This window comes from Mycoplasma sp. 3686h (genome assembly GCF_056781225.1).
Genome location: NZ_CM165562.1, coordinates 705,877 through 718,285, shown reverse-complemented (window position 1 = coordinate 718,285; position 12,409 = coordinate 705,877). Strand labels below are relative to the sequence as shown.

Sequence of the window (12,409 nt, the reverse complement as noted above, 5' to 3'; positions counted from 1 at the left end):
TTAACTATATAATATTAATTATGAGCAAATCAGTAAAAGAAATTGTTTTTGAAGAATTAAAAAAATATACTAAAAAAGCTTTTAATCAAGATACCTTATTAGAAGAGTTGCAAATTGATTCACTTGATTTAGTTGAAATTGTAGTTGATGCTGAAGAAAAATTTGACATTGAAATTCCCGATCAAGAATTAACTAAAATCAAAAAAATTAACGATATTATTTTGTTAATTGAAAAATTAAAAAAATAGCTATAATTATATAGCTTAGGCTTAGGAGTATAGTTCAACGGTAGAACAACGGGCTTCAACCCCGTGTGTTGTGGGTTCGAATCCTGCTACTCCTGCCATTTTTTTATTTCTCTTCATGTAAAATAAACAAAATAATATAATTTGAAATATGAACAAAAAATATATTTCCTTTATTGGAACTGGTGCATGGGCTAGTGCTCTAGCTAATTTATTATCACAAAATGATCATAATGTCAAAATGTACGGGATAAACGTGGATGAAATTAACGAAATCAACCAAGGTTATAATCGGAAATTTTTTGGTTCAAGATCATTTGCTAATAAAGACCTAATTCAAGCCTCTAATGATTTAGAATTTGTTTTAAAAGATTGCGAAACACTAGTAATCGCTATTCCTTCAACAGCGTTTCGTAGTGTTTTAAAACAAGTTTCTGCAGTATTAAAATATCGAAAAGTGAATATAATTAACGTTTCTAAAGGGTTCGATGAACAAACTGGTGATTTTCTTTCAGACCTTATTAAATACAAATTAAAGCGAAATATGAAAGAATTTGCTACATTTGCTGGTCCTTCATATGCTAGTGAAGTGTTTAATGAACATTTAACTCTAATTAATGTTTTTGCTTCAAGCTTGCAATTTCAAGATGAATTAATTAGTAAATTTAACAATCATTATTTTAAATTAATCCCTTGTCAAGATGAATACGCTGGAGAAATTTTTGCAGCACTAAAAAATGTACTGGCTATAGGAATTGGAATTTCTTCATACACTCATCCAGGAAAAAATTCACATTCAGCACTAATATCAGTCGGAACTAAAGAAATTTTAAGTGTAATTGAACAAGTTAAACCTAATTCAAACCTAAATATAGGGTATGAATTAGTCGGAACTGGAGATATTTTCTTAACTTGCTCTTCAACTCAAAGTCGAAATTTCACCTTTGGATATTCAATTGCTGAACGTGGTTTAAAGGAAACACTAAAAAATCAAAAAGTAACCGTTGAAGGTTATTCAAGTGCTAAAGCTTTAAGTAAAATAATTCAAGCTAAACATATTAAGAATATTCCTTTATTAGAAAATATTATTGCAGTTTTAAACGGAACTAAAGAACCAATTTTGTTAACCGATTTCTTAATTAATTCTCACTAAAAACCAGGTCGAAAAACCTGGTTTTTTGTACATTTTTACGCTTTATTTAAAATATTTAAAAAAGACCATAATTAAATTCATTTTATGGTAAAATTTGTATACTAATTGCGTACATCTGTAAAAATTAACGAAGGGAAGTTATGAGCCAAAAAAATTACAAAATTCGTAAGTTCGGACCTAAAACATTAAGAAGAGATTATTCAATCACTAAACATTCGCTTCCTGTTGAGGATATTCTTTCGACTAGCAAAGAAAGTTTTAATTTATTCATCAAGAAGAGAATCAATGATCAACTTTTAGAAATTTATCCAATCGAAGCTGCTAATAAACAAGTTTCACTTGATTATGTTAAAGGTAGCTTAAGACTTGAGCTACCTTTTAAAAAATCTACTTCAGAAAGTGAAGAGATTAAAAAGTGTAAATCAAAAGGAATTAACTTTTCAGCTAAAGTTTATGTCACTTTAAAACGTGAAATCACCGGAACTGGAGAGGTTAATACTGATGAAGTTTTAATTGGTGAAATTCCATATATGACTTCTGGTGGAAGTTTTATTATTAATGGAAGTGAAAAAGTAATCGTTTCACAGCTTATTCGTTCACCTGGAGCATACTTTGGACTTAATGTTAGAAATAAACAATCTGACGACCTTTTCAATAAGGTAGAAGTGTTACCAAGAATTGGTTCGTGAATTGAAATTTCGCACAAAACCACCTCAAACACACTTGATACAGTTAAAGTTAAAATTGACAAAAACAAAAATGTGAACCTTGGAACATTTTTAGGTTCATTTGGTCTAGGACAAGAAGAAATTGTAAAACTTTTTGGAAATAGCGAACTTTTACAAGAAACTATTAGAAAAAACAAAATCGTGTCTAATAGTGAAATTTCTAAAGAAGAATTAATTGACTTATGTCAAGAAGAGCTTTTTAGAGGACTCAGAAAAGGTGATCGGATTTCCGAAGAATCTAAAAAGAGTCTTTTACCAGGGATTTTGTTTGACAAAAAACGTTACAATCTTTCAGTGACTGGTAGATATATGCTCAATAATAAACTTTCAGTGGTTGATCGTATTACTAACACTTATTTAGCACAAGATGTTAAAACTAAATCAGGAGAAATTCTTTATACCAAAAACACTTTAGTTACCATTAACATTGCTAAGGAAATTGCTGAAGCCTTTGAAAAAGGAATTTTGTCGCTTGAAAATATTCCTGGAATTGATGTGGAACACGTTTACCACAAATTACTTAAAAACAGTAAAACCCTTTCAAAACGAAATAAAATCGCTAAGATTAAAGTTTACCCAAATAAAAGATGAATGCAGGAAAAACCAAATGATCCTGTTCTTGTTATTGGGAACGATTCAAAATCAACCGAACAACACTTATTAATTTCAGATATTGTTGCTGTAGTTAATTACTACTTTAACTTAATTGAAGGAATTGGACAAGATGATGATCCCGATGCACTTACTAATAAGAGAATTGTTAGTGTTGGAGAATTGCTCGAAGGACAACTTTCAGTAGCTTTTGCTAAACTAGAAAAAACCACTCGCGAAAGAATGGGAGCTAAATCACCTGAAAAAGTAACCGGTAAAAACGTTACCAACAACAAACTAGTTACCAATCAAATGAAAACTTTCTTCAACCTTTCAAAACTTTCGCAATTTATGGATCAAATTAATCCTCTTTCAGAAGTGTCGAATAAACGGAGAGTTACTTCACTAGGACCTGGAGGACTTAACCGTGATACTGCTCAATTTGAAGTTCGTGACGTTCATTCAACTCACTATGGAAGAATTTGTCCTATTGAAACACCAGAAGGACCAAACATTGGTTTGATTCTTAACTATGCTACCTTTGCTAAAGTTAATGAATTAGGATTTTTACAAACTCCTTACTTTAGAGTTAAAGAAGGTATTGTCGATTACAGTGAACCGGTTTATTTAACTGCCGCTGAAGAAATTGGGTACGCATTTGCACAATCTTCGGTCAAAGTTGATGATGATAATCGAATTGTTTCACCAACTTTAACTATTCGAAAAGACTATAACTATATTATCGGAACACCTCTTGATGTTGATTTTATAGAGGTTTCTTCGAAACAAATTGTTTCATTAGCTGCTACTGCAATTCCCTTCCTTGAAAATGATGACGCGAACCGTGCGCTAATGGGTTCGAACATGCAACGTCAAGCTGTACCCCTTCTAGAAGCTGAAGCTCCTTATGTTGCTACTGGAATTGAAGCAGATATTGCTAAATATTCTTCATATAACATAACAGCTAAAAATGCTGGTGAAGTCACTTTAGTTGACGGATCAAGAATTCATATTAAACAAGAAAGTGGAGTAACTGATAAATACTTCCTCAGAAACTTTGAACGTTCAAATCAAGGGACAATTATTCAACAAAAACCAATTGTCCAAATTGGACAAAAAGTAGAAAAAGGTGATTTATTAGTTGACGGTTCAAGTTTTAAAGACGGAGAAATGGCTCTTGGTAAAAACGTACTTGTTGGATTTACCACTTGAAACGGATATAACTTTGAAGATGCTATTATTATTAACGAAAGACTTGTTAAGGATGATGTGTATACTTCAATTCACATTGAAGAACAAACTATTCAATTTAGATCTTCACGTGCTGGAGAAGATCAACTAACTCGCGATGATATTCCGAATGTATCTAAATATTCAATTCGTAACTTAGATGAGCAAGGAATTGTTCGTGTTGGTTCTGAAGTTGTGGCTGGGGATGTTTTGGTCGGAAGAGTGTCTCCAAAAGGGGAGGATAACCCAACCCAGGAAGAAAAATTATTAATGGCAATTTTACAACAACGTCCACAAAATGTGAAAGATACATCGCTTAAAGTTAAGAATGGACATAATGGAACTGTAATTCACGTTGAGGTGCTTTCGCGTGAAAAAGGTGATGCACTTGAAGACGGAATTGACAAAATTGTTAAAGTTTCAGTTGCTCAAAAACGTAAAATCAAAGTTGGTGATAAAATGGCCGGTCGTCATGGAAACAAAGGGGTTATTTCAATTGTACTTCCTGAAGAAGATATGCCATACCTTGAAGATGGAACACCACTTGATATTATGCTTAATCCTCAGGGGGTTCCTTCGCGGATGAACATAGGTCAAGTTCTTGAACTTCACCTTGGGATGGCTGCACGTAAATTAGGTGAAAAATTTGTGACTCCTTCATTTGATGGAGTTAAAAAGAAAGATATTGAAGATGCTCTTGTTGAAGCTGGTTTAGAAAAAACAGGGAAACAAATTCTTATTGATCCAATTACTGGTCGTAAATTTGATAAACCCATCTCAGTTGGAGTAATGTACATGCTTAAACTTAATCACATGGTTGATGATAAAATGCATGCACGTAGTGTTGGACCATATTCATTAATTACTCAACAACCTCTGGGAGGAAAAAGTCAAAATGGAGGTCAAAGATTTGGGGAAATGGAAACCTGAGCGATTGAATCATATGGTGCAACCAACGTACTTCAAGAAATTCTTACCTATAAATCTGATGATATTTCAGGAAGAAATGCCTTATATAGTGCACTTGTTTCAGATAATAAAGATATTCCAAGTCCAGGAATTCCTGAATCATTTAACGTTTTAAGTAATGAGCTTAAAGGATTAGGAATGAAATTAGAATTATCACAACAAGACACAAACGAAGAAGAAAAATTCAATCAATACTTAGATGTTGCAGGAGAAAGTTATGAGTAATTTAACAGACAAAAAAACCGACAATTTGCTAAATAAAATCACTCTTTCACTAGCTACTAATGAAGATGTATTGAGTTGATCACATGGTGAAGTAACTAAACCTGAAACAATAAACTATAAATCATATAAACCAGAAAAAGATGGTCTTTTTGATGAACTTATTTTTGGTCCAACCACTGATTATAAATGTCCAGTATGTTCAACTAAATACAAAAAAAGTGACGAAAACACTAACTGTACCAAAACTCCAGCTTGTGAAAAATACAAACCAAAAATCCTTCCTAAAATTACTCGTAGAACCCGTATGGGGCACATTAAATTACACAATCCAGTGGTTCACTTTTGATTTTTCAAAATTGATCACTCAATTATTGCTAAACTTTTAGGCCTTAGAGTCGCTGATTCTAATACCCCAGTTTCTAAAACTGATTTAGAAAATTTAATTTATTATAAATCACACATTGTGCTTGAAAGTGGAAGCTTAAAATCACTTAAGAAAAATACCATTATTAACATTAATGAAGCAGCTACAATTTATGAAGGTGCCTTAATGGAAATGCTTGGGCAATGAGATACTGATAGTGATGAATACCAAGATATTTACACAGCTTTAGAAGAATTAAGAGAATATGCTTCTTCAAAAATGGGTAAAGATTATGGAATTGATTTTTACGAATACAATGACATAATTCATGAATTTTCTGATGCAAAAATCGGGACTGGTTCACAAGCAATTGAATACTTACTTAAAAACATTGATTTACAAGCAGAAGCAAAATTAGTCCAAAGTAAAATTGATGAAATTAACGCTTCACCTAATTTTTCAACTACTAGTTTACAAGATCGTTCAAAACTTTATAAAAGATTAACTATTATTAATTCATTCATTAAATCAGGCCAAAAACCTACTAATATGTTAATTTACAATCTTCCAGTGATTCCGGCTGATTTGCGTCCATTAGTTCAGCTTGATGGTGGAAGACACTCAACTAGTGATGTCAATGAACTTTATCGTCGGATCATTATTAGAAACAATCGTTTAGCTAAATGAGATGAATCAGATGCTCCTATGCTAATTAAACAAAATGAGTATCGGATGATTCAAGAAGCTGTTGATGCTTTAATTGATAATTCAAGAAAAAAACCTTCACCAGTTTCATCAAAAGATGGACATCCACTCAAATCAATTTCAGATGCACTCACCGGAAAAAAAGGACGTTTCCGTCAAAACTTACTCGGAAAACGTGTCGATTATTCAGGGCGTAGTGTTATTGTGGTTGGACCAACTCTAAAAATGTACCAAGTTGGAATTCCACGTGATATGGCCGCTAAATTATTTGAGCCATGAATTATTAAAGAAATTATTAAATCTGAAGAGAGCGTTAAAAACGTTAAATCAGCTAAAAAACTGGTTGAAAGTTTAAACCCAACTATTTGACCTTATGTAGAAAAAGCCATTGAAGGACGTCCAGTTTTACTCAACCGTGCTCCAACCTTGCACCGTCTTTCAATTCAAGGGTTCCAACCTGTACTTATTCGTGGAAAAGCAATCAAATTGCACCCCTTAGTTACTACAGCTTTTAACGCTGATTTTGACGGGGACCAAATGGCTGTCCACGTACCAATTTCTGAACAAGCTGTCCGTGAAGTAAAAGAATTAATGCTTGCTTCAAAAAACATTCTTGGACCTAGAGATGGTGAGCCAATTATCAACCCTTCACAAGATATGATTTTAGGTCTTTATTACCTAACTATTGAAAAACAAGGTGCTAAAGGAGAAGGTAATTTCTACGCAACTTATAATGATATGATTAATGCTTATGAAAATGGATTTATTACCCTACACACTAGAGTAGTACTTCCAATTGAAGCAATTGATAAAGTTTCAGTTCTTAATTCAACCAATCGTCCATACATTGTTTCAACTGTTGGAAAATTCATTTTAAATAAAGCCTTCCCAAGTGATTTTGAATTTATATTTGGAAAACGTGTCACAATTAGCTCACAAAATGTAAACGGAGAAATCAAAACCAAAGAAACTGAAACTATTCATACATCTGAAAATGTATTAGATGAATATACTTTTACCTATGGAACCAACTTTAGAGAAGCGATTAAATTAATTCCAACCAACCATTCATTAGTTAAAAAAGACATTGCCAAAATCATTCGTTGAGTTTATGAAAAATATGTTGCAGTGGTTACTATTGAAGATATAGCTAGTGTAATTGACACAGTTAAATATAATAATTACAAAAATAAATTTGAAGAATGTGCTAGTCTTAAAGATTATAAAAACGAAGAAATTTCCACTTCACACGCTAGATTAATCGACAGATTTATTCAAGAAGAATACGAAAATATTAAATTTAAATATTTTGCTAAAGCCGAAAATCGTGGTATTGAATGAAACTTATCACATTACACTGAATTACTTGAAAATGTGTGATTTAAATATTCCAACTATGTAGCTTCAATTCTTGATAATATTAAGGATTTAGGATTTAAGTATTCAACTATTTCAGGGACTACTATTTCCATGAATGACATTACTACTTTACCAACCACTCAAGATAAAATTAAAGAAGGTGAAGAATATGTTGAACAGCTTAAAAAATACTTTGCTAGTGGTTATTTAACTGATGATGAGCGTTATAACCTTACCATTCAAAAATGAACTCAAGTTAAAGAATCAATTGAAAAGGACCTAAAAGAAGTTACTAAATCAGACTTAGAAAATCCACTCTTTATGATGTTTACCTCGGGAGCTCGTGGAAATGCATCAAACTTTACTCAGCTAGCTGGAATGCGTGGATTAATGAACAATAATGCTAAAGTGCTTAAGGCCGATGCTGAAAATGATCGGGTTGTCCGTTCAACTGTGGAAATTCCAGTTAAATCTTCATTCCTAGATGGACTTACTGCATATGAATTTTATTCATCAACTCACGGGGCTAGAAAGGGACTTACTGATACAGCTCTTAACACTGCTAAATCTGGATATTTAACCCGGAGACTTGTCGATGTGGCTCAAGGAATTGTGGTTCGTGAAGAAGATTGTGGAAGTGATTTTGGGTTTGTAGTTAAAGATATTAAAGACACTAAAACTGACACAGTTATTGAGTCATTAATCGAAAGAATTGAAGGAAGATTTACTAACCGTGCAATTTATGATTTAAACGGAAATGTAATTATCCATGCAAATACATTAATCACCCCTGAATTAGCTCATGAAATTGTCAATGTGCATGGAAAAACTGAAGTAGAAATTCGTTCAGTCCTTTCATGTCACACTCGTAATGGAGTATGTAAACGTTGCTATGGAAAAGATTTAGCAACTAATCGAATTGTGCACATTGGTGAAGCTGTTGGGGTGGTGACTGCTCAATCAATTGGAGAACCTGGAACACAGCTTACCATGCGTACTTTCCATACTGGAGGGGTAGCTGGGGTAGCTGATATTACTGGAGGATTTGGTCGTTTAATTGAGCTTATTGATGCTTATGACCTTCCTTGAGGTCGTCCTGCGGTGATTTCGCGTGTTTATGGAGTGGTTAAATCAATTAAACCAGCTAAAGATAGTTCAGGAAAAGATTCAGATACTTTACTTGTGGAAATTGAAAGTAAAAATAGAGATGGTCTTTTAGAAATCCACCCACATGCGGTAAAAGTTTCACAAAAACTGAGAGTTAAAGTTGGTGATTTAGTGGTTCCTGGACAAAAAATTGTTGAAGGACCAATTATTATTAATGATCTTCTTGAAAAAGCTGATACACGTGCTGTACAAAATTATTTATTAAAAGAAGTGCAAAGACTTTACCGTCTTCAAGGGATTGCTATTGCTGATAAATATATTGAAATTATTATCCGTCAAATGCTTTCAAAAATTATCATCACTGACCCAGGAGATTCAGATTTCTTCACTGGAAGTTTAGTTGATCGTTTCATTTATCAAAAAGAAAACGGTCGTTTAATTGCTGCTGGGAAACGCCCTGCTTTTGGTGAAGTTAAAATCAAAGGAGCTAAACAAACACCACTTCTTAGCGATTCGTTCTTAGCTGCTGCTTCATACCAAGAAACTGCGAAAATACTGGTTAATTCGTCAATTTCAAATAAAGTTGATTATCTTAAAGGACTTAAAGAAAACATTATTTTAGGATACAAAATTCCAGCTGGAACTAATTCAAATTACGAACCAAAATCTAAATATGATATCCGTGATCCAAAAACATACTTCACCAATAAGAATGAAGTTATTCAAACAATTAACGGAGAAATTATTTACGATATTGATAACATGTTTGATTCACAAGGACTAGAAGAAATTGAACTTTATGAAGATGATTCTAATATTGACACTTTAGATTATGATTACGGAATTGAAGAGTAATCGCGATTAACAAAAAACACCATTTGGTGTTTTTTGCACTCAAAACTTAATTTATTTCACAACCCTAGCAAGATAATCAGGCGCTAAAAAGTCCTTGTATTTTTTAGGATTGTGTTATAATTAAAAAGCAATTTATACAATTTAAATAAATTCCAAAAATTAACGTAGGAGGATCAAATGAGACAAACAACAATTGTTAACACTCAACAAGCTGATAAAAAATGATACGTTGTTGATGCACAAGGTCAAATTGTAGGTCGTTTAGCTGCTTTTGTTGCTTCAGTACTTCGAGGAAAAACTAAACCAACATTTACACCACACGCAGATATGGGAGACAATGTCATCATTGTCAACGCTGAAAAAGCTATTTTAACAGCTAAAAAAGAAGAAGATAAAATTTATTACTCACACTCAGGTTATCCAGGTGGACTTAAAAGCATTACTGCTGCTAAATTAAGGGTAAAAAAACCTACCGCAATAGTTCAAAAAGCTATTTTCGGAATGCTTCCACACACAAAATTAGGGAACAAACAACGTCGTAACGTATTTATTTACGCTGGTCCAGAACACAAACACCAAGCACAAAATCCAGAAAAATTAGAGGTTAGATAATTATGAACAAAAAAGAATTACAATACCGTGGATTAGGAAGAAGAAAATCTTCAGTTGCTCGTGTGATTATTAAACCTGGAAAAGGTAATTTTGTGATTAACAAACGTCAAGCTAAAGAATATTTAACTTCTGATATTTATCTTAAAGACGCAAATCAACCATTCGTTTTAACTGAAACTATGGGACAATTTGATGTTTCGGTTAATGTAGCTGGTGGAGGTCTTAGTGGTCAAGCAGGAGCAATTAGACTTGGAATTGCAAGAGCATTGCTTGAAGCAAGTGCAGATTATCGTGCAGTGTTAAAACAAGCTGGAATGCTTACCAGAGATGCCAGAGCTAAAGAACGTAAAAAACCTGGTCTTAGAAAAGCACGTCGTGCAAGACAATTCTCAAAACGTTAATTTTTAATAATATTTTCCAATTAAATCGTAAAAAATGCGATATAATTGGAATACACTTGCGAGCGTAGCTCAGCTGGTTAGAGCACACGACTGATAATCGTGAGGTCGATGGTTCAAGTCCATTCGTTCGCACCATTTCAAGTTTTGACCAAAAGCAGGAAAAATCCTGCTTTTTAATTATCTTTTTATATCCGTTTTTTAAAAAATATTCTATAATTTATACAAAAGTAAACTTAACATCATTATATTTTTTAAATATAAATTTACTTATTTACACAAAGGATATATCTATGAAAAAGTTAAAAAATAAATTATTGCTTTTATCTTCATTTACTCTTGTTTCAGCTCCAATTTTAGGTGTTTCTGCTCAAGTTACAAGTGCACCAACTACAACCAACCCACAATCATCGCCTACTCCAAATACTAATCAAAGTGGAACACCAGCAACTACAGATCAAGCTTTAGAAACTAAGAAAAATGAATATAAAGGAATGATTGACGCACTTGCACAAAAAACTAATGAAGTAAAACCATTCTTATCTCCAGCACAAATTACTGAATATAAAGCTAAAGCAGACCAAACTAATGTTACCATTGAACAAATTGATCAATTTTTAAATCAAGCTAATGAATTGGCAAGTGCAATGCTTACTTTATTCCAAAATGCTACTAATGAGTTATACACTAAGCTAAAAGATTCTACTCATCTTGAAACTAAAGTATCCAGTGATGCTAGTGCTAAGTCATACAAAGAAACATTAACTGAATCAGAAACTCAAGCTCAAAGTGCATTTAAAGAAATAGCTAAAACCAATACAACATTTCTAACCAAAGAACAAGTTCAAACTCTTATTGATAAATTTGTCAATGTTTACACTAATGGAGTTGTTTCGATTCTTGAATATATTTTAGATGAAAACAATCATTTAGAACTTAATTCAGTGATTGTGTCGTATTTAAAACAACTTTTAAACAATTCAAAAGCAGATTTAAGTAGTGCTAGTGCTAAACTTACACCAGAACACACTAATTTAATTTTAATGGCTGATAAAAATGTTGATAAATTAGTTGAAGTTAGTGCACAAGTAAAAAAATTCGTCGACGAGAACCAAAACCTTAAATCAAATGTTAATCAAATTCTTGCAAATTCACTCCTTCCTAAAGAAAAACAAGACTCATTAAAACAAGACTATGAAAAATTAACATTAGTGCTTGATTCAAAAGAAGATGTAACACTTGGAGAAAAATTCTTTAAAGACCCTGAATTATTAAAAACTGATTTAGAAACCTTACAAAGTGTATATACTGAGCTTAAACCTGAAAATGAAAAAACCCTAGCGTATGATGAAATTTTAGGTAAAGCTAAAGGATTGAACAATTTACAAAAACAAGAATTTGCAAAAATTGGAAAAACCAGAGCAGACCAAGCACAAGATTCAAGTGATGCAAAAGTTTTTGAAACATTAGTGAATGATGTTAATGTTCAAATGTTAAGTTTACAAAAAAATCTTAAAGAATTTGAACCCAAATTAAAAGAATTTTTAAACTCAAGTACATTATCACAAGAAAATAAAGACGCAATTAGTTCAGTACTTCAACGTGCAAATGATCAATTAACCAAATTAAGCACAGATCCAAAAGAAATTGAAAGCGTTTCATCGAATGTGTACAGAGAATACTCAAAAGCTGAACAATTTAATTTACTTAATACCAATGAAAAATTAGCTAACCAAGATGACCCAAAAGCAACATATTACGAATACATTATTTTTGGAGTTATTGGTACACTATTATTATTAGCTGGATTATTTCTTATTCTCTTTAAAAAATCAAAAGGGAAAGAAGAAGAGCAACAATCAAACTAA

The 12,409-nt window shown here is 32.3% G+C and carries 7 protein-coding genes and 2 tRNA genes; all 9 read left to right on the top strand.

Features of this window, described 5'->3' with window-relative positions; translation table 4 throughout:
- Positions 1-20: 20 nt before the first annotated feature.
- The 9 genes from AC1RP9_RS02945 (at position 21) to AC1RP9_RS02905 (ending at position 12,409) form a co-directional block, all read left to right on the top strand.
- The gene (locus AC1RP9_RS02945; protein WP_481822012.1) at positions 21-248 is read left to right on the top strand and encodes an acyl carrier protein; all 228 of its coding nucleotides are present in this window, start codon (positions 21-23) and stop codon (positions 246-248) included.
- A gap of 23 nt (positions 249-271) precedes the next feature.
- Positions 272-346 (top strand) — tRNA-Trp (locus AC1RP9_RS02940).
- 50 nt (positions 347-396) lie between these two features.
- A complete protein-coding gene (locus tag AC1RP9_RS02935) occupies positions 397-1,398 on the top strand; it encodes an NAD(P)H-dependent glycerol-3-phosphate dehydrogenase (RefSeq protein WP_481822010.1) in 1,002 nt (333 codons plus the stop codon).
- A gap of 140 nt (positions 1,399-1,538) precedes the next feature.
- Positions 1,539-5,141, top strand: a complete 3,603-nt coding sequence (rpoB, locus tag AC1RP9_RS02930; protein ID WP_481822008.1) for a DNA-directed RNA polymerase subunit beta — start codon at positions 1,539-1,541, stop codon at positions 5,139-5,141.
- Positions 5,134-9,531, top strand: a complete 4,398-nt coding sequence (locus tag AC1RP9_RS02925) for a DNA-directed RNA polymerase subunit beta' (RefSeq protein ID WP_481822006.1) — start codon at positions 5,134-5,136, stop codon at positions 9,529-9,531. The genes rpoB and AC1RP9_RS02925 overlap by 8 nt, the downstream gene beginning before the upstream one ends.
- A gap of 177 nt (positions 9,532-9,708) precedes the next feature.
- Positions 9,709-10,143, top strand: coding sequence for a 50S ribosomal protein L13 (gene rplM, locus AC1RP9_RS02920; RefSeq protein WP_481822004.1), 435 nt, complete (start codon positions 9,709-9,711; stop codon positions 10,141-10,143).
- A 2-nt stretch (positions 10,144-10,145) separates the two neighbouring features.
- Positions 10,146-10,544 carry a 30S ribosomal protein S9 gene (gene rpsI, locus AC1RP9_RS02915; protein WP_481822002.1) on the top strand — a complete coding sequence of 133 codons (399 nt, stop codon included), beginning with the start codon at positions 10,146-10,148 and terminating at the stop codon, positions 10,542-10,544.
- A gap of 58 nt (positions 10,545-10,602) precedes the next feature.
- Positions 10,603-10,679, top strand: a tRNA-Ile gene (locus tag AC1RP9_RS02910).
- Between the two features lie 155 nt (positions 10,680-10,834).
- The gene (locus tag AC1RP9_RS02905; protein ID WP_481822000.1) at positions 10,835-12,409 is read left to right on the top strand and encodes a hypothetical protein; all 1,575 of its coding nucleotides are present in this window, start codon (positions 10,835-10,837) and stop codon (positions 12,407-12,409) included.